This is a genomic window from Streptomyces sp. LS1784 (genome assembly GCF_020103755.1).
Classification (GTDB): Bacteria; Actinomycetota; Actinomycetes; order Streptomycetales; family Streptomycetaceae; genus Kitasatospora.
In genome coordinates, this window is record NZ_JAHSQD010000017.1 from 1 (window position 1) to 24,404 (window position 24,404).

The following is a 24,404-nucleotide window of genomic DNA, read 5'->3' on the forward strand; positions in this document are numbered from 1 at the left end:
GCCGACGAAGCCCCGCAGGAGACCGCGGCCCGTGAGGTCCGCGAGGAGGCCGGGATCGAGATCACCCGGGTACGGCCGGTGCCCGGCCCGCAGCACGACCTCGTCTCCCCGCTCGTCCGCGTCCTGCACGCCCACTGGGACGGCCCCGAAAGCGACCTGCGACTCGGCGACGAGGGCCTGGCCGTACGCATGGTCCCCCTCGCCGAGGTACTGGACCTCAAGGTCCCGCCCTACATGCACCACTACCTGCCACTTCTCGCCGCGGCGGCCGACCAGCCCACCGGGAGGAACTCGTGACCCAGTTCGGCCACACCGGCCACCCCAGCGGACAGGGCAACCCGCACGCCCGAGACGGACCCGCTGACCCTGGTCGTCGGCGTCCACCTCGCCCTGGTCGACGACGGCACCGTGCTGCTCGGGCGGCGCCGCAACACCCGCTACGCCGCCGGCCTGTGGCACCTCCCGGCCGGGCACATGGAACAGGGCGAGCCCATCACCCGTTCCATGACGCGCGAGGCCGAGGAGGAACTCGGCATCACCATCGCCGAAGAGGACCTCGAGCTCGTCCACACGCTGCACCACCTCGACGCCGACGACGGGCGCAGCCGCCTCCAGCTCTTCTTCCACCCCGTCCGTTACGAGGGCCGGGTGCGCAACGCGGAGCCGCACAAGTGCGAGGAGCTGCGCCGGTGGCCGCTCGGCCGGCTGCCGGACGACATCGTGCCCTACACCGCGCACGCCCTCGCCGAGATCGCCTGCGGCAGCTGGCTCTCCACCGTCGGCTGGCCCGCATGACCACGCCCACCGTCCCCGACGACGCCGCCCGGCTGCTGCGCGAGACGGCAGGTCCGTACGAGCTGCTGGGCGCATGCTCGCCCGACCCCACAGGGAGGACGACAGTGTGGGAGATCCGCACCGGCGACGGCAGCCGCCTGTTCGCCAAGCGGCACAAGAACGCACTCATGCACCAGCGCGAGACCGCCGCCTACCGGCACCTCGCACCCGCCCTCGGCCCCGGCCGGGCCCCGACCCTGCTCGCCGAGGACGGCCGGACACTGCTCGTCGTCACCACGGCGCTGCCCGGTGTCCCGGCCATCAAGGCCGCGCTCAGCCCGGCCGAGGAGTGTGAGGTGTACCGGCAGGCCGGCCTGCTCGCGGCGCGCATCCACGCTCAACCGACCTCCGTCAGTGTGATTGGCGAGCGGCTGCCCTGGAGCCAGGAACGCGAACGGGCGCTCGCCCGCGCCCGCGACGCCCAGCTGTCGACGGAGGACACCGAGGTCCTGGCCGAGGCCACCCGAACCGAGCCCCCACACACCGCTCTCACCACCTGCCACGGCGACTTCGGCCCCAGGAACTGGCTCGTCCAACACCAGGGCGCCGACCTGATCGTCGGCGTCATCGACTTCGAGCGCACCCAGGTCGAGGAGCCGGTGCGCCGCGACCTGATGCGGGTCATGCTCCAGCTCACCCCGTACCGGCCCGACCTCCGGGCGGCGTTCCTCGCCGGGTACGGGCGAGTCCTCACCGCCGACGAGTGGGCGGCGTGCCGGGCCTGGGCAGCGATCGACTGCCCCGCTGCCCTGCGCTGGGCCTTCGACCACCATCACAACGAGGAGATCCTCGGCTACGCCCGCACCGTCCTGGACCAGCTGCGCCGCCCCGCGCCGACCGCCTGAAATCCCCATCCGCTCAGCCATCTTGGAGGTAGCACTGTGGAGAGCCTTCGCCAGGCCGTGGCCGTGATCGCCCACGACCAGCCCCAGGGCCGGGTAGCGACGATCCACTACGCGGCGAACAGCTGGAGCACGGCCCCTGCGTGGACGATCCCCGGCGGCAAGGTCGAGGTCGGTGAGCGCCTCGACGAGGCCGCCGCCCGCGAACTCCGGGAGGAAACCAGGCTCCTGGTCGAGCCCGAGGACCTGCGGCTTGTCCACACGATCCAGGTCCGCGCCGGCTGGGACGGCAAGGGACCGTTCCTGCTGTCGGTGTTCCTCGCCACCGCCTGGCGCGGCGAGCTGACGAACACCGAGTCGAACAAGCACCTCGCCGTCACCTGGACCCCAGCCGATGCGCTCCCGCTGCCGATGTTCCCGACCTCCCACGCCGCCCTCACCCTCTACCTGTCCGGGGGACGCGGCTTCTCCACCCACGGCTGGGACGGCGAGCCCTTTGACCCACGCACCCTGGTGGGCGCGTGAGAGCGGTGGGCCGACACCGACGGCTGCCCGCACCGCAGTTGCCAGCCGATGCCGGCGCCCGGCTGCGCGCCAACGTGGGCGAGTAGCCCGTCGTGGAGGAAGGCGTCGTCGCCTTCCCCGGCAGCACCGTCCTGTACATCTACCGGACCGTTCACCGGCCGGACGGCGGAACCGACCGTCACCTCGTCCGCCTGGATCCGCCGCCACCGCAGCTGTCCCACTGACCGCCCGTCCTGGAGGAATCCCCTTGCCCGGTCTGTCCGTTCGCCCCGCCGGCCCGCAGGACGCGGACGAGCTGCTGCGCCTGCGCGTCGCGGCCCTCGACGGCGCCCAGCTCACCGACGATTGGCACTCCACCTTCCGCGACGACATGCGCGCCCGCCTCGGCACCGATCCGAACCTGCTCGCCTTCGTCGTCCCCGCCAACGAGCACGCGCTCGCCTCGTGCGCCATCGGCATCGTCTACCGCGGCTACCTCGGCCCGACCCACCCCACCGGGCTGTGGGGCCGCGTCCACACGGTGGCCACCGACCCCGCCCACCGCCGCCGCGGCCACGCCCGCGCCGTCACCGCCGCCCTGGTCGAGGCGCTCAAGGCGGCCGGGTGCGGCTCGATCGAGCTGCGCGCCACCGAGGCCGGCGCACCGCTCTACCAGTCCCTCGGCTTCGGGCCGCTGGACGGCTACATGGCGCTCCGCCCCGTCCCGAAGGGTTGGAGGCGGTGAGCGGCTTCGTCCTCGACGCCCACAACGAGAAGGCCCACAAGGGGCCGTGCTTCATCCGCTCAATGCTCGCCGCGGTGGCCGGGTTCGAGCACCAGATGGTCCTGGACGACGGCGTCCACGTCGCGTTCCCCGACCGCTACCCCGCCCTGTCCGGCAAGGTGTCGGTCGCCCCGCGTGCCCACATCGAGGACACCATCGGCGGGTTCACCGAGAAGCAGTAGCGGATGCTGCTGGCCGAACGTCCGCGTCTGATCGTCGCCTTCCACGACCACTTCTCGCCGGCCAGCGGCGGAACCTCTGACATGTGTCTGCGCGGGTTGCTCCGCCAGTGCCGGTGTGGCTGGCGCCCGGACCCGATGTGCAGGTCGGCGCGTGGCTACGGGTGAGTATGTTCCCTGCCGCGCGGCAGCAGCGGCTCCAGACCGAGCTGGAGGCTGCGCGATCCGAGGGGGGCGGAGGACCGCCCGGGGAGTCGACCGCCGACGAATGATGCCGCCCGGTGTCGGCGTTCACCTGTGAGTGCACCATCCGGTACACGCGAACGTGCACAGTGCGCCGTACTCCAGGGCGCCGGGGCCACTCGATAACCGACCGTACTGATTATCGGCACAGCTATGCGGTGGAGACTGTTCCGTTTCTCGGTCGAACGTGAGCTGTCAGCGGCGGTTGGGAGCATGCCGGGGACCTGTCCCCTCCTGAGAGGCTCCCCGTGCCGTCGATATCACCCGAGCAGGCCCGAGCCGACATGATCCGGTACGGCAACTGTGCACACCCCGAGTTCCCTACCCCGGCAAAGCCCGCGCGCCGTGGGAGTGCGAGTGCAACGTGTGCAAGGAGATCATCTACCCGAACCGGAACAACGTGATGAGCGGCCAGGGAGCCTGCAAGTACTGCGCGCCGAACGTCCCCGTCGATCCCGTCAAGGCGGTGGCCCTGATGCGCGACCACGGGTTCCGGGCGCTGGTCGTTTTCCCCGGCGCCAACAACGCCTGGCTTTCTCAGTGCACCGCGGCTGGCCACCTGGTGGCGCCCCGGTATGGAAACGTCAGGCTCCGTCATGACGGCTGCCAGTTCTGCAAGCGGTGCGGCGTCGTGTCGCAGGCCGTGGCTGAGGCCGGGGCGGAGCTGCGCGCGGCTGAGGCCCTGGCTGACATGAAGTCGGCCGGATTCAAGCCCGTGGAGCTGTTCAAGGACGTCGCCTCGCCGTGGCTCTCCCTCCACAGCGAATGCGGCCAGCTCGTCAGCCCCAACCTCAACAACGTCCGCACCCGAGGCGAGTGCTGCGAGTTCTGCGCGAAGTACGGCCTCGACCCGGAGGCACCCGCCTGGCTGTACGTCCTCGACCACCCGCTCTACGGGGCGTCGAAGATCGGCATCACTGGCCAGTACACCCAGGAAGACCGCGTGGCCCGCTTCGAGAACGACGACTGGAAGGTCATCTCCAAGCTGCCATTCGCCACTGGCAGGGAGGCCCGTGAGGTCGAGCAGGCGGTGATCAACGCGCTCCGTCCGGAGGGACGACGGAAGAAGCAGGGTTTCCTAACGCCCACACAGATGCCCGCCGGGGGCTGGACCGAGACCTTCGACGCCACCACAGTCCCAGCCTCTCTGCTGCTGTCGATGGCCCAAAGTCAGGGCGCTTCTCCGATCGCTGTGTGATGCCCGGTGAAGGCGGTGCGCTCTGCGTTGTACCGACCGGTGCACGTTCGGGTGTACGCCGGCACCCGCCTGGCCTGGCGCCCGTCGATCAAGGAGACGTTTCCAGTCTTCGCCGGTTTCCAAGGGTGGGGAACGGCGCTGAAGGGAAAATTCAGTCCCGCGTCGAGCGGCGAGCGGCCTTTGTTGCGGCCCGATGCGGGGGCGGGGTTCCTCCGTCAGCGGTCTTCCTCGGTTGCCGTTGGGGATCGTGTCGGCTCTTGTCGTACTCCGTCTGCGGCGCGTTCTGCTGCTGGGCGACGGCAATGGCATGGGTGTGCCTGCGGAAGGCCAGGCGGTGCCGTCCGTCGGCGGTGGACGGCTCGGGGTTGACCAGGCCCAGCGCGACCAGGTGGTTGAACGTGTTGGGGTAGAGCTCCATGATCAGCCGCAGTGGCTTCTCCGGATTGGTGTCCGAGCAGATGCCAATGACGCGTAGGACGCGGTCCGCGTAGCGCTTGTGCAGTGATTGGCGTCGGACTCGGCAGGTCTGGGCCATCTGTTGCCACGTAGCCCCGCGGTAGTTGGCTTCGGCCAGGAGCAGGACCCTCTCGGCGTCCACGGCCTTCTCGATCGCCGCCAGTCGGCTCAAGGCGTCCAGCAGTTCCTCGGCCGGGTCGCCGGGCGGCCTGGGGACGAGTTCTCGAAGCCTGTGGACCGCTTCGCGAAGAGCCTGGACTGCCGGCGCCAGCTCAAGCCCGTCGCCGAAGGTCTTGGGCGTGCCGTCGAAGTGGGACGGGCCGTTCCAGCGGTGTCGCTCTCCCATGGATGTCAGTTTTAGCTGACAAGTGCCCGCTTGAGAGAGGCGCGATCCGGACACATATCTGCGTCAACTCAGGCTCGTGCAAGGGTTCCTGAAGAACGATAGCTGGGTGTGATGCCGCAGTTCACGATGCCGTCGCGCTCACCGCGGGGCTTGGCGCCGCCTAAACCTCGGATGGCGGGGTTTCGTTCCCCTCTTGTCAAATCCGTGATTGCAGCTCTGGGGCCGCGGAACCGTGGTGCGGCAGAGGGTGTTCTAGGCTCAAGAGCGAGCGGACTGCACCACCGTCGGCCCAAAACGCCGACGGCCCCCGTTCCAGCGGGAGCCGTCCGTTCCTTCATCCCGCCGAGCTTGACAGGGAAGGTTCGCTTGGTATTGACCATAGCTCATAAGACCTTATCCGGCAATGGACTTGACGCCCCGGCCTCGTCGTCCGGGGGGTGCCGGTGACGGTTCCTTTCAGCGTGTGGGCCCGGCTCGCGCTCGCGGTGCCGGTGACCGTCGCGGTGGCGGTGATGAGCCTCATGCTCTTGATCGCCATGTTCATCCCCTCGGCAGCGACGAGGAAGTTCGTCCTGGCGAGCACTCGGCAAGTCCTGGCACTGGTGAGGGTGCTGGTGCCAGCCGCTAAGTAGGCCGGTGGGGGTGAGGCGAGCGTGCACGCTCGCCTCACCCCTGCCCCCATCTCGTTCGCTCTGGTTCCCGGCGCCGGTTCAGGGTCGGGTGGCGGTGATCGCTTCGGTTCGGATGAGTTCGTCGAAGCGTCCTTCGGGGCTGAACGAGGTCAGGGCTTCGCGCAGGTCGCGTTCGAAGGCGTCTTTCTGGTCGCCGAGTTGGGCGGGGCTGCTGTAGCTGTAGGAGAACTGCAGGCCGACGACCTCGTCCAGGGTTCGGGTGAGGGTGCGGTCCCAGCGGGCGATCTCGATCGTCGCGAAGGGCGAGCGGGCGACGACGTCCTGGTGGCGTTCCTTGGGGTGGCGGTAGGCGCCGGAGCCGGCGCGGCACTCGGCGCCGAGGTAGCGGGTGCGGACCTCGGTGATGACCTCCAGTCTCACCGAAGGTGCGCGCCGCCTGCGCCAGATTCCCCGCTCAAGGTGCCCGAAGCCCGGAGCGGACGCAGGAAGGCCCGGACCGGCCGGGGCGAGGGGTGTCGGGACGGCCTACCATCTGAGCATCCGCCGGCTGATGGGGCGGAGCGGATCGTCATCGCCTTAGAAAGCCACTCTCGTGCCATGGACATCAACACCAGGCAGTTGCGCTATTTCGTCGCGGTCGCCGAGGAGCTGAACTTCACCCGCGCGGCCGGGCGACTGCATCTCGCGCAGCAGTCGCTGAGCGCTCAGATCAGACAGCTGGAGCAGGCCCTCGGCGTGACGCTGTTCCGGCGGACCACCCGGAGCGTCGAGCTGACGTCGGCGGGCGCGGCGTTCCTCGACGACGCGAGGTCGGCACTGGCGACGCTCGACCGCTCCGTCCGCGAAGCCCGGCGGATCGAGGCCGACGCATCCGGTGTGCTGACGATAGGCACCGGCGAAGGCGGGGCGCTGACCCTCACCGAAGCGGTTCTCGCCGACTTCCGCGCACGTCATCCGGACGTACGGATCAACCTCAAGACCTACAGCTACGCCGACCCGTCCGCCGGGCTCGCTGACGGGTCCGTCGATATCGCTTACCTGCGGCTGCCGATCACCGGTGGAGGCTGGCTGCGCAGCGAAACGCTGTTCGTCGAGCCCCGGGTGGTGATGCTGCCGGCCTCGCACCGGCTGGCCGAACGCGGCGTGCTCACCGTGGCCGAGCTGGTGCACGAGCCGATCATCGGACACGTCTGTGCCGATCCGGCCTGGATCGACTTCTGGTCGCTGGCCGAGCACCGCAACGGCACGCCGACGAAGTTCGTGGGCGCGGCCGCGTCGGTGCTCGAGGAGACGCAGTGCGTCGGAGCCGGGATGGGGTGCGTCGTCACCGTGGCGTCGGTACGGTGGATGCCTGCGGTCGGGGTGGCCCTGGTGCCGCTCGCCGACGTGCGCGGCAGCGAGCTGGCCGTCGGCTGGCGCGCCGATCACGAGACCGACCTGGTCCGCTCGTTCGCCGACGCCGCATGTGCGGTCCGCGACACGAACCCGAAGGCCGTGAAGGCGCTGGAGTGTCCGGACATGAACGATCGGGTACTGCCGCCGGGCACCGGCCTGATCCACAGCCGGAGTGAGTGAATTCGCGCGAACTGAGTGTTTCCGCGGTCGCGTGCCACGCTCCTACGATCGGCGCATGCGGAGAACGAACCTCGGCGCCCCCTCAGCGCGCACGGGTGCCACCGGCCTGATCGGAACTGCTCCCGATGTGGCGTAACTGGGCAGGCAGCCAGACGTGCCAGCCGGCAGTCCTGGCCGACCCCGCGACGAGAGCGGACGTGGCACAGGCCGTGGTGCGCGCGGCCGCGGCCGGTCACGTGGTGCGCGTCGCCGGAGCAGGGCACTCGTTCACCGATGCGGTCGTCACCGACGGCACGCTGCTGTCGCTGCGACACTGCAACCGCGTCCTGGACGTCGACCACACCACGCGTCGGATCAGGGTCGAAGCCGGCATCACGCTGCGCGAACTGAATCAGGTGATGGCCGAGAACGGTCTGGCCTTCCCCAACCTCGGCGACATCGACGCGCAGTCGATCGCCGGCGCGACCGCCACCGGGACCCACGGAACCGGCGCACGCCTGCGGAACCTCTCAGCCGCCCTGCACTCCATCGAACTGGTCACCGCCGACGGCACCACGATCGAGGTCAACGCCGAACAGGAACCGGACATCTGGCGTGCAGCGCGGGTCGGCATCGGCGCCCTCGGCGTGGTCACCGCGGTCACGATCCAGGCGGTACCCGCGTTCACGCTGGAGGCGGTCGACCGGCTGATGGCGGTCGAGGAGATGCTCGGCAACCTTGACGAACTGCTGGCGGTGAACGACCACTTCCAGCTGTTCACCTTCGGGCACAGCCCGCTGGCGATGACGTCCGCCCGCAACCGGACCGACCTCGAGCCGCGGCCGCTCTCCCGCGCCCGCGAATGGGTCGAGGACGAACTCCTGCAGAACCACGCGTTGCGCACCGTGTGCGAGATCGGCAGATTCGCTCCCCGGGCCAACGGCCCGCTGCAGCGCCTGGGTTCTCGACTCGCGGGCTCCTCGCACCGGATCGACCGCTCCGACCGGATCTTCACCACGCCGCTGCGTGTGCGGTTCGTGGAGATGGAGTACGCCATCCCGCGTCGGCACACCGCCGAGGCGGTGCGGGCGGTGCGGGAGCTGGCGCGGCGTCCGGAGTTCGAGGTGAGCTTCCCGATCGAGGTGCGCTGGGTCGCCCCCGACGACGCCTACCTGTCTCCGGCGGGCGGACGCGAGACCTGCTACATCGCGCTGCACCAGTACCACAAGCTGGACTGGAAGCCGTACTTCCGGGCCGCCGAGGCGATCTTCGACTCCTTCGGCGGTCGGCCGCACTGGGGCAAGCAGCACTTCCAGACCGCGCAGACACTGCGCCCGCGCTACCCCGAATGGGACAGCTTCGCGGCGGTGCGCCGGCGGCTCGACCCCGAGGGGCGGTTCGCGAACGCCCATGTCCGTCGCGTGCTGGGAGAGGTATGAACACGACACTGCTGCACAGGCGCTGGCCCGAGCTGGAGCGCACACTGCCTTTCCTCCGGCTCGGGGAGGGGCCGACGCCCGTACGCCGGCTCACCGGGACCGCCCGGAACGACTTGTGATGCAAGGACGAGAGCGGCTACGGCTCGGGCGGCTGGGGCGGCAACAAGGTCCGCAAGCTGGAGTGGCTGCTACCCGAGGTGCGTCAGCGCGGAGCGCGCACCGTGCTGACCGTCGGTGCGACCGGGACGAACTGGGGCCTGGCGGCGGCGCTGTACGGGCGGGAGCTCGGCATCGACACCGTCCTCGCTCTCATCGACCAGCCCGAGGACGGACATGTGCGCGAGCAGATGCGCAGGCTGCGGTCGTCCGGCGCGACCATTCACCTCACCCGCACCAAGCCGTTGACGATCGCGGCCGCACCGTGGCTGTTCCTGCGACACAGTCACGGACTTCGGCTGCCCTACTACCTGCCCGCCGGCGGCTCCGCACCGATCGGCGTGCTCGGCTACGTCGAGGCGGGACTGGAACTCGGGGAGCAAGTGCGGGCGGGCGAACTGCCGGAACCCCGGAACATCGTCACCGCCGTCGGCTCGGGCGGCACCGCCGCGGGTCTGGCCCTGGGCTGTGCACTGGCCGGACTGCGGTCGCGGGTGCTCGGGGTCGTGGTCAACGACACCCTGCCGCTCGCCGCGAGCGATCTGACCCGGCTCGCCGACCGGACCGCGACCGTGCTGCGCAAGCGCGGAGCGGCATTCGACCTTCCACCGCTGCGGCTCGCCTCGACCCGCGCCTACCTGGGCAACGGATACGGCCACCCCACCTCCGAAGCCGCCGCCGCCTCGGACATCGCCGCGGCCACCGGGCTGCGGCTGGACCCCGTGTACACCGCCAAGGCGTTCGCCGCCGCGCTGACAGCCGATCCGGGCGGCCCCGTGCTGTTCCTGAACACCTATGGCCCCAGGCAGTGAGCGGAGCGGAAGTGATCAAGTGCGCTTGGCGCCTCATGCCGACTGAGCACCCGGACGCCGGGTCTGAGCTGTTGTTGTCGCCAAGGCTGCTGCTGGTGTGATCGCGACGGCGCTGGCAAGGCCCAGTCCCACGGCCGTCAACGCGGTGATCCCTCTGCGGAGTGCGCCAAGCGGTCGGCTCATCGGAGGACCTCCTGAGACCGAGCGGTACGCCGCCGCCGAGCCCGAACTCACCCGCACGATCACGCTCTACGCCGACCTCGACGACCGGCGCGGTGCCGACCTCGACGAGATCCTCCTCGGCTCCACCGCCGCCCGCCAGGGCAACACCGACCTCGCGCTCCCGCTGCTCCAGCAGGCCCTCGCCGACCTCGAATCGCTCACCCCGCCCGACCCACTGAACGTCGCCCGGGCGAAGGTCTTCCTGGGAAAGCCCAGTCCCTCGCCGGCCAGCACGACCTCGCGGCCGGCAGCATCAACATCGCCCTGCAGGAATTCGCACACCTCGGCCACCACCACCGGACGGCCCACGCCACCGAGTACCTCGGGCAGGCCGCCGAACGTCGCGGGCTGCCCGAGGTCGAAGCCAACTGGTACTCCGCCAGCCAGGACCAGTACCGGAACCTGAGCAGCAGCCGCGACATGGAACGCCTGCACAACCGACTGCTCGCGCTGCCGCAGCAGTGACCGACACCCACCGTTCCCGCGCCCAGCCGCGCCCGTCCGCGGACCGCCAACCCGCTTCCCTGCCCACGGAGCACCGAGGTCTTGACCACCTTCGAATCCTCAACGGCCCCGGCTCTGACGGAGACCAGCTCTCGGACAGCCTGAACGACACGCCGACTGGCCTGACATCCCCGTTGGGGTCGACACCCGAACCGACTGGTGCGGCATCAGGCGAGCCGGCGGGCTCCGGCGGAGGCGGTGGCGACGAAGGTGCGCGGCGTGCGGTGGCCGGCTCGCGCGAATGCGGAGAGGACGGCCTCGCGGACGCTGCCGACCATCACCTCCGACACCAGGGCGATGACGGAGCCGCCGAAGCCGCCGCCGGTCATGCGGGCGCCGAGCGCGCCGGCTGCCTCGGCGGTGGCGGCGGCGAGGTCGGTCTCGGGGCACGAGACCCGGTAGTCGTCGCGGAGCGAGGCATGCCCGGCGGTGAGGATCGGACCGAGTCCGGCCGGGTCTCCGGCGCTCAGCAGGGCGACTGCCTGTTCGACCCGGGCGTTTTCGGTCACCACGTGCCGCACCAACGGCCGGAGCTCGGCCGGCAGCCGGTCGAGAGCCTCGGCCAATCCGCTCGACGGAAGGTCCCGCAGGGTGAGGACGCCGAGCGCCTCGGCGGCCCGCTCGCAGCCTGCGCGCAGCTTGGCGTAGGCACCGTCGGCCAGGTCGTGCTTGACCCGGGTGTCGATCACCAGCAGCCGGAGGCCGTCGAGTGCCAGCGGGACCTGTCGGGAGCCGAGATCGCGGGTGTCGAGGAACAGCGCGGCGTCCGCTGTGCAGCACATGCTGGCCATCTGGTCCATGACGCCGCAGGGGACGCCGACGAACTCGTTCTCGGCGCGCTGCGCCACCAGAGCCAGCTCCGTCCTGGAGAGACCCAGTCCGTTGAGGTCGTTGTACGCCGTGGCGACCGCGCATTCGAGCGCCGCCGAGGAGGACAGCCCGGCACCGGCGGGCACGTCGCTGTCGATGTGCAGATCCGCACCGCCGATCAGGTGCCCGTCCTCGCGCAGCGCCCACACGACGGCCGCCAGGTACTTGGCCCAGCCGGTGACGCTGCCGGGTGCCAGGTCGGCCACCCGCAGCTCGACGGTAGGCCCGTCGGCCTGCCGGCTGTGCAGGCGCAGCAGGTCGTCGGATCGGCGTCGGACCGCGACACTGGTGTGCTGCGGGATGGCGAGCGGAAGCACGAAGCCGTCGTTGTAGTCGGTGTGCTCGCCGATCAGGTTGATCCGGCCGGGTGCCGCCCAGACGCCCTCGGGCTCGGTGCCGAAGACGGACTGGAAGTGGTGTGTCACGGGGTGTTCCGGGTGTCTCTCGTGAGGTGACGTGTGCTCAGCCATGGGTGGTGGCGACCTCGCGCAGGCGCTCGGCGGCGGTCTCCGGTGCCACGTCGTTGACGAAGGCGTCCATGCCGGATTCGACGCCGGCCAGGTACTTGAGCTTGTCGGCGGTGCGGCGGACGGTGAACAGCTCCAGGTGCAGGGCCAGTTCGTGTCCGCTCGCGGCGGGTGCCTGGTGCCAGGCGGAGATGTACGGGGTCGGGCCACCTCCGAAGAGCCGGTCGAAGCGGCGCAGCAGTTCCAGGTACAGGGTGGGGAACTCGGCGCGTTCGGCCTCGTCGAGGTGGGTCAGGTCGGCTACCCGGCGGTGCGGGTAGAGGTGGACCTCGTAGGGCCAGCGGGCGGCGAAGGGGACGAAGGCCGTCCAGTGTTCGCCGGCCAGGACGACCCGCGCGCCGTCGGCGCGTTCGGCGGCGAGCAGGTCCTCGAAGAGGTTGCCGCCGGTGCGGGCGCGGTGATCGGCCGCCGCGGTGATCATGCGCTCGGTGCGAGGGGTGACGAAGGGGAGGGCGTAGATCTGGCCGTGCGGGTGGGCGAGGGTGACGCCGATCTCGGCGCCGCGGTTCTCGAAGCAGTAGACCTGCTGGATGCCGGGGCGCGTGGCGAGGTCCGCGGTGCGGTCGGTCCAGGCGTCCAGGACGAGGCGGGCCTGCGCCGGGGTGAGATCGGCGAAGCTCGCTGTGTGGTCGGAGGTGAAGCAGACCACCTCGCATCGTCCGGCGGCGGGTGCGCTGGTGCGGAGCGGGGCGTCGGAGCGGCCGACGTGGGCGGCGGCGTCGAAGGCCAGCGAGGGGAAGCGGTTCTCGAAGACCGCCACTTCGTAGGCGTCGGCGGGGATTTCGGTCGCCCATCCGTCGCGGGACGGGCAGAGCGGGCACTGGTCGGCCGGTGGGTGGTAGGTGCGGCCCTGGCGGTGGGCGGCGATGGTGACCCAGTCGCCGGTGGCCGGGTCGCGGCGGATCTCGGACAGTGCGGTGGTGGGTTCGAGCGGGCGCGGGTCCGTCGTGTCTCGGAGCGCGGTGTCGTCCGCGTCGAAGTAGAGGATCTCGCGGCCGTCGGCGAGCTTGGTGGCGGTCTTCTTCATGGTTGCGTGCATTCGGTTCCGGGAGGCTACGCGGGGTGCGCGGCGCTCGGTGCGTCGACGAGCTCGATCTTCACGACGGTGTCGGTCGGGTCCGGCAGCGGGTAGGTGAAATGGCCGATCTCGCCGAACTGGACGAACGGGATGTCGGGGTAGGACTTGATCACCCAGGCGTCGCACAGCTGGAGTTCGCGGCCGTCGGCGAGCAGCGTGATCCTGCCGATGTCCTTCGGAAGGAGTCCGCCGGTCAGGGCGAGCGGTCCGATCGGCGGGCGCAGGACGTGGGCGTACAGGGTGTTCCCGTTGCGGGTGTAGTAGCCCCATTCCGGGGTTTCCAGGCCGGCGGGACCCGCGCCGTGGACGGATTCGCCGTTGGCGGCGAGCCAGGCGCCGATCGCCTGAAGTCGCTCGACGGCCTCGGGTTGGATCCGGCCCCGCGGGTCGGGTCCGACGTTGAGTAGCAGGTTGCCGCCCTTGGCCACGCACTCCACGAGCTTGGTGATCAGCTGCCCGGGGCTCTTCCACAGGTCGTCGCCGGCGGTGTAGCCCCAGTTGTTGTTGATCGTGATGCAGGCTTCCCACGGCACGGGGCTGCCGTCCTCGGCGCGGATGCCGTCGACCGGGATCAGCTGCTCGGGGGAGGCGAAGTCGCCGCTGTAGTCGGTGGGCGCGTCGGTCACGATGGAGCCGGGGCCGCCGCCATCGGCTTCCAGCCGGTTGTCGATGAGCGCGGTCGGCTGCAGCTCTCGGACCATCTCGATCAGTTCCTGCGCGCCCCACTCCTGCGGGCCCATGCCCTCGTAGGAGAAGTCGAACCAGAGGATGTCCAACTGCCCGTAGCTGGTACACAGCTCCCGGATCTGGCCGTGCATGTAGGCCCGGTACGACTCCAGGTCGGGCCGGTGGTCGGCGAAGGCGGGGTTCTCGCGCTCGGGGTGGATGAGGTCGCCGTAGTGCGGGTAGTCGGGGCGGTGCCAGTCGAGGAGCGAGTAATAGAGGCCGACCTTGATGCCGCGGGCGCGGAAGGCGTCGAGGAACTCGCGGACCAGGTCGCGGCCGATGCCGTTGTGCATGCTGCCGTACTCGGTGAGCGCCGAGTCGAACAGGCAGAACCCGTCGTGGTGCTTGGCGGTCAGCACCGCATACTTCATGCCGGCGGCCTCGGCGAGGGCTGCCCAGGCGTGCGGGTCGTAGTCCTCGGCACCGAAGCCGTCAACGGCGAACCGGTAGTCCTCGATGCCGATCTGCTCGTGCGAGCGGACCCATTCACCGCGGGCCGGGACGGCGTAGGGGCCCCAGTGGATGAACATGCCGAAGCGGTCGCGGCGGAACCAGTCCGAGCGCTCGAACCGCGCCGGCACCTCGATCGGCAGGCCCTTGTGGCCGATGGTCGTCTCACTCATGCCTTCACCGCTCCCGCGACCATGCCGTTGACGATGTACTTCTGCGCGGTGAGGTACACCGCGACCACCGGCACCATGGTGAGAACCAGGTCGGCACAGACCAGCCCGTAGTCGAAGCTGTGCGTGGACTGGAAGGTGAAGACGGTCATGGGCAGGGTCCATCGGTCGGCGTCGGGGATCAGGAAGAGCACGTTCTGGAACTCGTTCCAGGCGTAGGTGAAGACCAGGATCAGCGCGGTCGAGCTGACCGGCCGCAGCAGCGGGAAGATGATCGTGAAGAACATCCGCAGCGAACCCGCGCCGTCCAGCATGGCGGCCTCGTCGATCTCCTTCGGCAGCTGCCGAATGAAGCCGACGTAGATCAGGGTGATGAACGGGATCTGCACGGCGACATCGGTGAGGATCAGTCCCAGGTAGGAGCCGCCGAGGCCGATCTCCTGGAGCAGCCGGATCGCCGGAATGAAGGCGAAGGGTGCGATGAGTCCGGTGAGCAGGTAGCTGTAGACGCCTCCCGTCACCCGGCCCGGTCGCCGGGCGATGACGAAGGCGGCCAGCGAACACACCAGGACGGTGACCGCGGTCACCGCCGCCGAGATCAGCACGCTGTTCCCGAGTGCCTGGAGGGCGTTGCCGGTGCGGATGACGGTCAGGTAGTTGTCGAAGTGCCAGCTGCTGGGCAGCGAGAAGCTCATGGTCTGGGAGTCCGCGGCGCCCTTGACGCTGGTCAGCAGGACCAGGGCCAGCGGGGCCAGGAACACCAGGGCGATGAGGACGGCCGTGGCGTACGTGGCCACGGCGGCCAGGATGCCGCCGGGCCGGCGCCGGTTGCGCTGCCGGGTCACGGCGTCGCCTCCATCCTGCGTACGAAGCGGTTGATGACCAGCGCGATGACGGTGATCAGGACGAACTGGAAGACGTTGACGGCGGCGGCGTAGCCCAGCGAGCCGGTGTTGAGCTGCTTGTAGACGTAGGAGGTGAGCACCTCGGTCGCGGTGCCGGGGCCGCCGCCGGTGGTGGCGTAGATCAGGTCGAAGCCCTTCATGCCGGTGATGAAGGTGATCAGTGCCGCCAGGTTGACCGCGTGGCGGATGTACGGGAGCTTGATGTGCCGCACCACCTGCCAGGGCCTGGCACCGTCGAGCTCGGCGCTCTCGATCAGCTCGGTCGGCACAGCCTGGAGTGCGGCCAGCACCAGGACCACCGTCCAGCCCACGCCCATCCAGACGTCGACGGCGGTGACGCTGTAGAGCGCGAGGTCGAAACTGCCGAACCAGTCGTTGGCGAGCCCGAAGGGCTTCAGCAGGGCGTTGACCGGGCCGTCGGACTTGAGCAGGTAGTTGAAGAGCAGGCCGACCACGATGGTGGAGAACATGATCGGCAGGTAGACCACCACGCGCAGGACCTTGCTGCCGCGGAACGCCCGGTTGAGCAGGAAGGCGATCGCGATTCCGAGGACGGTCTTGCCGACCGTCACGCAGGCCGCGTAGACGAACTGGTTGGCGGTGGCGTTCCAGAGGGCCGTTCCGTCGCCGAACAGCAGGCGATAGTTGGCCAGGCCGACGAAGTTGGTGTCGGGCACGTAGGTCGAGGCGTCGGTGAGGGACAGGTACATCCCGAAGAACGCCGGCAGCAGGAAGAAGACCGTGAAGACCACGACTGCCGGGACGAGGTACGTGTAGGGGTAGACGCGGTCCACGCCCTGGCGGGACCGGCCGGCCGCCTTGGCGGCTCGGCCGGTCTCCGCCTTCTGCCGCCTGGGGGCAGCGATGCTCATGGGTTCGTATCCGCTCGTGTCAGAAGCCGGCGGTGCCGGCCTTGGCGCCCGCGCTCTGCCAGGCCTTCTGCACCTGGTCGGCGAACTTCGCGGTGTCGGTCTGCTTGCCGATCAGCTGCTGGTAGGCGGCGATGATGTCGTCCTGCGGCTGCGGGATCGCCGACTGCTGGTCGAAGGGGACGACGGAGCCGCCCTGGTCGACGAGCTTCTGCAGGTCGGCGACGCCGTCGGAGGCATTGGCCGCCTTGACGTCGGTGAAGGCGGAGACGCCGGGGTTCGCGTCCATGAACTTCTGGGCCTGCGGCTGGTCGACCATGAAGTTCAGGAAGTCCTGGGCCTGCGGGGCGACCTTGGAGAACTTGGCGACCTTGAGCAGGTTGGGCTTCTGGAGCCCGAGCGTGGTCTTGCCGTCCGCCGACGGCAGGAGGAAGAAGCCCAGGTGCGCCGAGGGGTTGACCTTGGCGACGGCGGCGAGCGCCCAGGTGCCGTTGACGATCGCACCGGCCTTGCCGTTCGCGAGGGCGGCGGTGGCGGAGTCGTAGGTGGCGGTCAGCGCGTCAGGGTTGGTCAGCCCATGGCCGACCCAGTCCGCGAGGGCCTGGTACTCCGGGGTGAAGCCGGGGATGTCGGCCCACTTGCTCTGGTTGGCGTCGAGCTTGGCGGCGAGCTGCGGGTCGGCGCCCACGAAGTTCGCGTTGACGGCGCTGCGGTGCTGGAGCAGCGTCCACCCGTCCTTGCCGCTGACGTACAGCGGCGTGGCGCCGGTGGCCTTGACCTTCTCCAGGTCGGCCTCGAACTCGGCCAGCGTGGTGGGCGGCGCGGTGACGCCCGCCTTGGTGAACACGTCCTTGTTGTAGATGACGCCGGTGGCGTTCAGGCCGTCGGCGCTCGGGGTGCCCCAGACCGTGCCGTCGGGGGCGGTGATCGCCTTGCGGACGTCCGGGGTGAGCCGCTCGATCCACGGGCCGGTGGCCGGCTGCATCAGGGCGGCCTTGTCCTTGACGGTGTCCTGGCCGGCGAAGATGTCCACGCCGCTCTTGGCCGCCAGGCGGGCCTGCACCAGCGAGTCGTAGTTGGCATCCGGCACCGGGGTGAGCTTGACGGTGTTGCCGGTCTGCTTCTCCCACGCGTGGACGTTGTCCTGGAAGCCCGGCACGTTCGCCCAGGAGGTGGGGAGCATGTAGGTGATGGTGGCGTGTCCGGAGCCCTCGGACTGGCTGGAGCTGGAGCAGCCGGTGAGGGCTGCGGCCACCATCGCCGTGGTCCCGATCGCGGCGGCGATTCTGATTCTGGGCATGACGGGGTTCCTCTCGGGTGGGTGGAGGTGAGGAAGAGCGGGGGCGGCCGGGTGCCGCTAGGCGCCGGCGGGCTGGGGCACCCGGCGGCGGCGGTCGGCTAAGGCCGTGAGCAGCGGGCCGATGTCGATCCGGGCGGGGAAGGCCGGGTCGCCGAGCAGGGTGTCGAAGGTGCTGCTCAGTGCCGTCTGCAGGACGCCGAGGGAGGGGCCGAAGACCGGGAACTGGGTGACGGCCAGGTCCAGCGGATAGGCGCGCCGGAGCAGGGTCGTCAGTCGCGCGTCGATCCGGTCGGTGAGCGCGCGCCGGCCGGCCACGGGGCCGCCGAGCACGATCAGCTGCGGGTCGATCGCCAGGGTCAGGTAGGCGATCTGCCGCGCGGCCCGGTCGGCGAAGCGGTCGAGTTCCGCTTGGCTGTCCTGGTCGCCGCGGTCGGCGGCTTCCAGGACGGGGAGGAAGGATTCCAGTTCGGCCCAGTGTGCGGGGGTTTCCGGGCCGTCGTCGATCAGGTTCAGCTCGCCGGCCATGTTCCGGCTGCCGCGGTGGATCCGGCCGTCCAGGACGATGCCGGCCGCCACCTGGTGCCAGGCGAGCACCAGGGCGAAGGTGTCGGCGCCGCGCGCGGCTCCGTACCAGTGCTCGGCGACGGCGGCCGCGTTCAGGTCGTGCTCCACGATCACCGGGACCTCGCCGAACGCCAGCCCTGCCTCGGCCGGTGAACGGCCCTGCAGGTCGGGGTGGTGCGGCGAGTAGCTGATCCGGCCGTCGGGACCGATGCCGCCGGTCAGCGCGACGCCGAGGCCGAGCCAGCTGCCGTGGGTGGTGCGCAGCCGGGCTACCAGGCGGCCCAGCCGCTCCCGCAGGCCGACGATCCGCTCGTGGCCTGGCAGCGGCTGCGGTTCGTGGTGTTCGCCGATGTGCAGGATCCGTCCGCCGATGTCACAGACGATGATCCGCTCGGTGTGCTTGGCGATCTCCGCGCCGATCACGAAGCCGTGCTCGCTGCGGAAGCGGAAGCGCGAGGCCGGTCGGCCGCCGCTGGGCGTGGGCGACTTCCCGTGCGACGCGCCGGTGGTGACCTCGACCAGTTCGGGGAGCTCCGCCAGCCGTTCCTTGACCGTAGGCCGGGACAGCCCGGTGGCGGTCGCGAGCTGGGTGAGCGTCGCCTCGCCGAGACCACGCAGCGCGGCCGCACAGGCGGCCGTCGTCGACCTGGGGGAAGGGTCGCCGTCGAACGCGGACGCGGTCACGGTCTCCTCCATTCTCCAGGGCGTGTGACACGGGTATTGCAGGCCCGTTTCGAATCCGTGTTTCGTAACCGGCTGCGAGGACCGTAGGTCAAGGCCGCAGGTCGCGCAACGATTCCGAAAGGATTCCACACGAGCTTTCGAAACCCCGCACCATAACCGGACGTGCCTGCGCAGACGCGTATTGCCATCGGTTATGAAGTCCGGCCGTCCCCCCCTCCGAATCGCTTTCCCTCACCGGCCGGGGTCGCCTACCGTTCGCTTCCCCACCCCCTGCGGCCCAATGGCGGACCGCGCACCCCCAGGAGTACAGCCGTGGCGAACCCAGACGACGCCCTGTCCGGACCGCACGACGCCATGACCGACGGCCCCACCCGTCGGCGCTTCCTCAGCACGATCGCGGCCATCGGCGCCGGTGCGGCCACGCCCGCCGTGCTCGGCGCCTTCGGCCTCGGTGGCACGGCGCAAGCGGCCACCGGCACCCCCATGCGCGCCGTGATCGACGCGACCCACCCGGCTCACCTGATCAACTTCGGCCAGAGCGACGCCCCCTACCAGGGGACCCTCGCCCAGCTGTGGGACACCGTCCCGGCCTGGCTCAAGCCGTACGCCTACATCAACCTCATCGGCGACAACCACCTCCGCAACGTTCCGGCCACGACCGGCTGGATCCAGTCCCAGCTGGATGCGGCCGAGGCCGCCGGCATCCCGGTCCTCGCGCAGGTCGCCAACGGTGAGACCGGCAACACCGAGCTGATCCCGGTGAGCCAGTGGCAGACCTGGGCCCAGACCCACCCGAAGACCTTCAAGGGGTTCAACGCCGCCGAGCTCTACAACGGCCCGGACCTGAGCAACTACCTGATCAGCCTGTTCAACGTGGCCGGTCAGCTGGGCATGTTCTTCTTCTGGACCGACACCAACATCTTCGGCACCGACGGAATGATGTTGGACTACATGCAGAACAACTCCGCGTTCCTGCCGACGATGAAGGCGAACGCGGCGAACCTGGTGTTCATGAACAAGGAGTCGTTCGCGACCACCAGCACCGACGCGCTGATCAAGGGCCTGTGGCTGACCGGCTACATCGGCAACTGGGGTTCCTCGACGGACTGGTGGAAGTGGGGCCTGGACAGCCGGGGCGTCTTCCCGGGCGGCTCGGGCTACCAGGACTGGAAGTTCATCCTGCAGTACCCGCAGGGCCTCCAGGTGCAGTCGATCGTCCGGGACCTCTCGCAGGGCGCGACCTGTTTCCTGTCCGAGGCCTCGTACTTCACCAACGGCGCGCTCGGCCACCGCTACGCGGGCGCGCAGTTCGGCGTCTACCCGCTGCTGCGCGGTGTACTCAACGGCTGGATCACCATCCCCACCCGCGCCGAGGTCGCCGGCCAGCAGCAGGTGCTGGCCAAGGGCATCGCCAACTTCACCACGCCGGGCTGGATTCAGTCGCTCAACAACGCCATGGCCGTCGACGGCCGGTACGGCATGCTCTCGCTGGTCCCCACCACGATGCCCGCCGCCGACCTCGCCGCCTTCACCACCGTGACCACGCCGAAGCCGGCCGGCTACTACGACGGCCTGTTCCCCGGCTTCGCGAGCGCCGGAAACGGCTGGCTGGTGCGCTCCGACGGCGCGCAGAAGCAGTGGTACTACACCAGCCCCGCGATGGACGTGCAGCAGAAGTCCGCCGTGGTGTTCTCCCCCACCAACGTCCCCACCGCCTCGGTGACGATCAGCTCGGACGAGCACACCAACGTCATCGTCCAGGAGAACCCGTCCAACCTGGGCTTCCACGTCTTCAACTACCGCCTCGACCTGACCAACGCGCTCTCGCTGGTCACCGACCAGGCCACCACCCTCGCCTTCGGCCAGAACTACATGGCGCCGAAGCTGGACTCCGCCGGCAACCCCGTCGTGAACGCAGACGGCTCGATCACCACCGTCGGCGGCAAGACCCTCCCGGACCGGAGCGCGCGGGACGTCCGCAACGTCACCATCACCGTCGTCGGCACCTGGAACGGTGGCAAGCCGAACATCGCCTTCGACGAGTACCCGGGCATGTCCCGCCCGTACACCCAGAACCAGATCTGGGACCCTACGACCAAGACCCTGGTGCTGACCCTCACCATGAACGGCACCGCCCACTTCAACGTGCAGCTCAACGGCGGCGGCCCGCACATCCTGCCGCGCACCGGCTGGACCGTGGCGTACGCGGACAGCCAGGAGCTGACGGCGGAGAACGATCCGGCGAGCAACGTGCTGGACGGCTCCATGGCCACCTTCTGGCACACCCAGTGGACGGGCAGTTCCCCCGCTCCGGCGTGCCCGCACGAGATCCAGCTCGACATGAAGGCCTCGCACACCGTCTCGGGCTTCAGCTACCTGCCCCGCCAGGACGGCCCGCAGAACGGCTGGGTCGGGAAGTACGAGTTCTACGTCAGCGCCGACGGCGTCACCTGGGGAAACCCGGTGGCCACTGGTACGTTCGCCAAGGACAGCACTCTGAAGACCGTCAACTTCACTGCTACCAACGGCCGTTACGTCCGCTTCCGGGCACTGTCCGAGGTCAACGGCAACCCCTGGACCTCGTGTGCCGAGCTGAACGTCATCGGCCTGTGATCACTCCCCATCGGAAGACGAACGCATGACAGTGCACAACCCCGTCCCGGCCGTGCTCCGCGCGGCCGGGACCGCCCTGATCCTGGACGTCTCGGGCCCCGGCCTGCCGGTCGTCCTGCACTGGGGCGCCGACCCCGGCGACCTCGGCGACACCGACCAGTTGCTGCTCGGCCTCCGGCCCTCCTGGCCGGTGGCCTCCGTGGACGCCCCGGTGCGGCTGCGGCTGGTCCCGCAGCAGGTCGACGGCTGGGTCGGGCGCCCCGGCATCACCGGGCACCGGGACGGCATGCCGCCCCATCTGCGCCTGACGCTGACCGAGCCGGTCGCGCTGAGCGGCTCGTCAGGTGAGGGCGGCAGGCTCGTGGCTCGGGCTCGCGACGAGGCCGCGGGCCTGGCAGTGGCGACCGAGGCCGAGATGGACCGGTTCGGCGTGGTCCGGCTTCGGCACGAGATCACCAACGAGGGCCCGGGTGTCTACGTCCTCGACACGGCCGCCTGCCTGCTCCCGGTGGGCGAACAGGCGGGCGAGGTACTCGACTTCACCGGCCGCTGGGCCCGCGAACGCGAGCCGCAACGGCGGCCGCTCGCCCACGGGTTGACGGCCCGCGAGTCCCGTCGCGGCCGCACCGGGCACGACGCGACCGGTCTGTTCCTGGTCGGCGAGCCCGGCTTCGGCTTCCGGCACGGCCAGGTCTGGGCCGCGCACGCCGGCTGGAGCGGCAACCACCTTCACTACGCCGAACTCCTGCCCGAACACCGCCCGGTGCTCGGCGCGGGCGAACTCCTCACGCCCGGCGAGATCCGCCTTGCGGCCGGCGAGGCCTACCAGACCCCGTGGTCCTACTTCGCCTGGTCCGGCGAGGGCATGGACGGGCTGTCCGACCGGCTGCACCAGCACCTGCGCGCCCGGCCCACGCACCCACACAGCCCGCGGCCGGTGATGCTGAACACCTGGGAGGCGGTCTACTTCGACCACCGCCTCGACCGGCTCACCGAGCTGGCCAAGCGCGCCGCCCGGGTCGGCGTGGAACGCTTCGTCCTCGACGACGGCTGGTTCCTGGGCCGCCGCGACGACAGCGCCGGCCTCGGCGACTGGACCGTCGACCCGGCGGTGTGGCCGGACGGACTCCACCCCCTGGTGGAGCGGGTCCGGGCGCTCGGCATGGAGTTCGGGCTCTGGGTCGAACCGGAGATGGTCAACCCCGACTCCGACCTCGCCCGCGCCCACCCCGACTGGCTGCTCGCCGCCCCCGACCGCGCCGCGCCGAACGCCCGCAACCAGCAGGTGCTCGACCTCGCCAACCCGGAGGCGTACGCCCACATCGCCGAGCGCCTGCACGCCCTCGTGGACGAGTACGGCATCGGCTACCTCAAGTGGGACCACAACCGCGACCTGCTCGAAGCCGCCCACGCAGGCACGGCGGGCGTCCACGCCCAGACCCTGGCCGTCTACCGCCTCCTGGACGAACTGCGCGAGCGCCACCCGGGCCTGGAGATCGAGTCCTGCTCCTCCGGCGGCGCCCGGATCGACTACGGCATCCTGGAGCGCACCGACCGGATCTGGGCCTCGGACACCAACGACCCCGTCGAGCGCCAGCGCATCCAGCGCTACACCGGGCTGTTCGTCCCGCCGGAGCTGACCGGCAGCCACGTCGGCGCCGCCACCGCGCACACCACCGGACGCACCAGCCCGCTGCCCATCCGGCTGGCGACCGCCCTGTTCGGCCACGCCGGCATCGAGTGGGACATCACGGCGTGCTCCGAGGAGGAACTCGACCGCCTGACCGACTGGGTCGGTCTGCACAAGCGACTCCGGCCGCTGCTGCACGGCGGGCGGACCGTCCGTGCCGACCACCCGGACCCGTCGGCCCTCCTCCACGGCATGGTCTCCGACGACCGACGCCAGGGTGTCTTCGGCCTGTTCCAGCTGGTGTCGTCGACCTCGTCGGTGGCCGGCCGGATCCGCATTCCCGGACTCGACCCGGCACTGACCTACACCGTCACGGTCCGCCCGGAGTTCCAGGCCGCCTCGGCCCACCCCAGCACCGCCGTGCCCTGGATCGCCGCGGGGTCGGTCCGGGTCCCGGGCGCGGTACTGGCCACGGTCGGCCTGGCAGCGCCGCTGCTCGATCCCGAGCAGTGCCTGGTGCTGGAACTGCTCGCCGAGTAGGAGAACGCGTGTGGCGGGGACGGCTTCGGCCGTCCCCGCCACATGCGTTGCTGATCTCCGGTCAGTCGAGCTCAGAGGCCGCCGCGCCGAGGGTGGCGCGCAGCCACTGCTCGACCTCGCCGATGTGCACCGTCGCCCAGGCCTGGGCGAGGTCGGGCTGTCGGGCTGCGACGGCTTCGTAGATCGCCCGGTGCTGCTGCCTGGTGCGCTCCACGGAGCCTTCCTCGGTGCGCCCGCGCCAGAGCCTGGCGCGGGCGGTGGGGCCGGAGACTCCCCCGATGAGGGAGCAGAGCACGGCATTGCCCGAGCCGGCCGCCAGGCGGCGGTGGAACTCCATGTCGTTCTCGATCAGCGCCTCCAGCGAGGCGTCGTCGTCGAGTTCGGCCAGCACCGCGCCGAGGGCGGCGATGTCCTCGTCGGACATCACCCGGGCGGCCATCGCGGCCGCGGCGGGCTCCAGGATGCGGCGGACCTCAAGGAACTGCAGCACTGTGTCGTCCTGCTGGAGGTCGACGGCGAACGACAGTGCGTCGACCAGGAGTTCGGGCTCCAGGCTGGTCACGTACGTGCCGTCGCCCTGCCGTACGTCGAGCACGCGGATGAGGGAGAGCGCCTTGACCGCCTCGCGCAGGGAGTTGCGGGACAGGCCCAGGCGCTCGGCCAGGTCGGGCTCGCGTGGGAGTTTCGAGCCCGGGCGGAGCTCACCGCTGACGATCATGGCCTTGATCTTCTCGATCGCCTCGTCGGTGACCGGCACGCGTACTCGCTTCTCT

The 24,404-nt window shown here is 70.2% G+C and carries 24 protein-coding genes and 1 pseudogene; 15 read left to right on the top strand and 10 right to left on the bottom strand.

Annotated elements, in window-relative coordinates; translation table 11 throughout:
* The 8 genes from KS423_RS04335 to KS423_RS04365 form a co-directional block, all read left to right on the top strand.
* The coding region (locus KS423_RS04335; RefSeq protein ID WP_224274999.1) for an NUDIX hydrolase at nt 1-297 on the top strand (297 nt) is incomplete at its 5' end.
* Between the two features lie 69 nt (nt 298-366).
* Nucleotides 367-795, top strand: a complete 429-nt coding sequence (locus tag KS423_RS04340) for an NUDIX domain-containing protein (protein ID WP_224275075.1) — start codon at nt 367-369, stop codon at nt 793-795.
* A complete protein-coding gene (locus tag KS423_RS04345) occupies nt 792-1,679 on the top strand; it encodes an aminoglycoside phosphotransferase family protein (protein ID WP_224275001.1) in 888 nt (295 codons plus the stop codon). The genes KS423_RS04340 and KS423_RS04345 overlap by 4 nt, the downstream gene beginning before the upstream one ends.
* 36 nt (nt 1,680-1,715) lie before the next feature.
* Complete coding sequence (locus KS423_RS04350) at nt 1,716-2,201, top strand: NUDIX domain-containing protein (protein ID WP_224275002.1); 486 nt, start codon at nt 1,716-1,718, stop codon at nt 2,199-2,201.
* A 92-nt stretch (nt 2,202-2,293) separates the two neighbouring features.
* The gene (locus tag KS423_RS47185; RefSeq protein WP_263454475.1) at nt 2,294-2,425 is read left to right on the top strand and encodes a hypothetical protein; all 132 of its coding nucleotides are present in this window, start codon (nt 2,294-2,296) and stop codon (nt 2,423-2,425) included.
* A gap of 23 nt (nt 2,426-2,448) precedes the next feature.
* A complete protein-coding gene (locus KS423_RS04355) occupies nt 2,449-2,925 on the top strand; it encodes a GNAT family N-acetyltransferase (RefSeq protein WP_224275004.1) in 477 nt (158 codons plus the stop codon).
* Nucleotides 2,922-3,146 (top strand): hypothetical protein, encoded by a 225-nt coding sequence (locus KS423_RS04360; protein ID WP_224275006.1) that lies wholly within the window; start codon nt 2,922-2,924, stop codon nt 3,144-3,146. Before KS423_RS04355 ends, KS423_RS04360 begins: the two co-directional genes overlap by 4 nt.
* A gap of 604 nt (nt 3,147-3,750) precedes the next feature.
* The gene (locus KS423_RS04365) at nt 3,751-4,584 is read left to right on the top strand and encodes a hypothetical protein (RefSeq protein WP_224275007.1); all 834 of its coding nucleotides are present in this window, start codon (nt 3,751-3,753) and stop codon (nt 4,582-4,584) included.
* Between the two features lie 151 nt (nt 4,585-4,735).
* Here KS423_RS04365 and KS423_RS04370 read toward each other — a convergent pair whose 3' ends face one another.
* Nucleotides 4,736-5,386 (bottom strand): hypothetical protein, encoded by a 651-nt coding sequence (locus KS423_RS04370; RefSeq protein ID WP_224275009.1) that lies wholly within the window; start codon nt 5,384-5,386, stop codon nt 4,736-4,738.
* Nucleotides 5,387-5,829: 443 nt separating this feature from the next.
* Here KS423_RS04370 and KS423_RS04375 point away from each other — a divergent pair, with 443 nt between their 5' ends.
* Nucleotides 5,830-6,018 carry a hypothetical protein gene (locus KS423_RS04375; protein ID WP_224275011.1) on the top strand — a complete coding sequence of 63 codons (189 nt, stop codon included), beginning with the start codon at nt 5,830-5,832 and terminating at the stop codon, nt 6,016-6,018.
* Nucleotides 6,019-6,096: 78 nt separating this feature from the next.
* Here the strand turns inward: KS423_RS04375 and KS423_RS04380 are convergent, their stop codons facing one another.
* Complete coding sequence (locus KS423_RS04380) at nt 6,097-6,438, bottom strand: hypothetical protein (RefSeq protein ID WP_224275013.1); 342 nt, start codon at nt 6,436-6,438, stop codon at nt 6,097-6,099.
* Nucleotides 6,439-6,615: 177 nt separating this feature from the next.
* Between KS423_RS04380 and KS423_RS04385 the strand changes: the two genes are divergently transcribed.
* The 4 genes and pseudogenes from KS423_RS04385 (at nt 6,616) to KS423_RS04400 (ending at nt 10,607) form a co-directional block, all read left to right on the top strand.
* On the top strand, nt 6,616-7,593 hold the full coding sequence (locus KS423_RS04385) for a LysR substrate-binding domain-containing protein (RefSeq protein ID WP_224275015.1): 978 nt from the start codon (nt 6,616-6,618) through the stop codon (nt 7,591-7,593).
* A gap of 125 nt (nt 7,594-7,718) precedes the next feature.
* The gene (locus KS423_RS04390) at nt 7,719-9,011 is read left to right on the top strand and encodes a D-arabinono-1,4-lactone oxidase (protein ID WP_224275017.1); all 1,293 of its coding nucleotides are present in this window, start codon (nt 7,719-7,721) and stop codon (nt 9,009-9,011) included.
* A 167-nt stretch (nt 9,012-9,178) separates the two neighbouring features.
* A pseudogene (locus KS423_RS04395) lies at nt 9,179-9,979 on the top strand (pyridoxal-phosphate dependent enzyme); the annotation flags it as partial.
* Nucleotides 9,980-10,124: 145 nt separating this feature from the next.
* Nucleotides 10,125-10,607 carry a hypothetical protein gene (locus KS423_RS04400; RefSeq protein WP_224275019.1) on the top strand — a complete coding sequence of 161 codons (483 nt, stop codon included), beginning with the start codon at nt 10,125-10,127 and terminating at the stop codon, nt 10,605-10,607.
* A gap of 265 nt (nt 10,608-10,872) precedes the next feature.
* On the opposite strand, the gene galK is transcribed toward KS423_RS04400, so the two are convergent.
* From galK to KS423_RS04435, 7 genes are read right to left on the bottom strand one after another with little or no spacing between them, the layout of a single operon-like run.
* Complete coding sequence (gene galK / locus KS423_RS04405) at nt 10,873-12,045, bottom strand: galactokinase (protein ID WP_374119899.1); 1,173 nt, start codon at nt 12,043-12,045, stop codon at nt 10,873-10,875.
* A complete protein-coding gene (gene galT / locus KS423_RS04410; protein WP_224275022.1) occupies nt 12,038-13,129 on the bottom strand; it encodes a galactose-1-phosphate uridylyltransferase in 1,092 nt (363 codons plus the stop codon). Before galT ends, galK begins: the two co-directional genes overlap by 8 nt.
* A 26-nt stretch (nt 13,130-13,155) precedes the next feature.
* Nucleotides 13,156-14,529, bottom strand: coding sequence for an alpha-L-fucosidase (locus KS423_RS04415; protein ID WP_224275024.1), 1,374 nt, complete (start codon nt 14,527-14,529; stop codon nt 13,156-13,158).
* On the bottom strand, nt 14,526-15,371 hold the full coding sequence (locus KS423_RS04420) for a carbohydrate ABC transporter permease (protein WP_224275026.1): 846 nt from the start codon (nt 15,369-15,371) through the stop codon (nt 14,526-14,528). The genes KS423_RS04415 and KS423_RS04420 overlap by 4 nt, the downstream gene beginning before the upstream one ends.
* Entirely contained in the window at nt 15,368-16,303 is a 936-nt protein-coding gene (locus tag KS423_RS04425) for a carbohydrate ABC transporter permease (protein ID WP_224275028.1), read from the bottom strand. Before KS423_RS04425 ends, KS423_RS04420 begins: the two co-directional genes overlap by 4 nt.
* 19 nt (nt 16,304-16,322) lie before the next feature.
* Nucleotides 16,323-17,600 (bottom strand): ABC transporter substrate-binding protein, encoded by a 1,278-nt coding sequence (locus KS423_RS04430; RefSeq protein ID WP_224275029.1) that lies wholly within the window; start codon nt 17,598-17,600, stop codon nt 16,323-16,325.
* A gap of 57 nt (nt 17,601-17,657) precedes the next feature.
* Nucleotides 17,658-18,848, bottom strand: coding sequence for an ROK family protein (locus KS423_RS04435; RefSeq protein WP_224275040.1), 1,191 nt, complete (start codon nt 18,846-18,848; stop codon nt 17,658-17,660).
* Between the two features lie 312 nt (nt 18,849-19,160).
* Here KS423_RS04435 and KS423_RS04440 point away from each other — a divergent pair, with 312 nt between their 5' ends.
* Both KS423_RS04440 and KS423_RS04445 read left to right on the top strand, forming a co-directional pair.
* Complete coding sequence (locus tag KS423_RS04440) at nt 19,161-21,461, top strand: discoidin domain-containing protein (RefSeq protein ID WP_224275042.1); 2,301 nt, start codon at nt 19,161-19,163, stop codon at nt 21,459-21,461.
* 25 nt (nt 21,462-21,486) lie between these two features.
* Nucleotides 21,487-23,631: an alpha-galactosidase gene (locus KS423_RS04445; RefSeq protein WP_224275044.1), complete on the top strand. Its 2,145-nt coding sequence runs from the start codon at nt 21,487-21,489 to the stop codon at nt 23,629-23,631.
* 61 nt (nt 23,632-23,692) lie between these two features.
* Here KS423_RS04445 and KS423_RS04450 read toward each other — a convergent pair whose 3' ends face one another.
* On the bottom strand, nt 23,693-24,388 hold the full coding sequence (locus KS423_RS04450; RefSeq protein WP_224275045.1) for a FadR/GntR family transcriptional regulator: 696 nt from the start codon (nt 24,386-24,388) through the stop codon (nt 23,693-23,695).
* Nucleotides 24,389-24,404 lie beyond the last annotated feature (16 nt).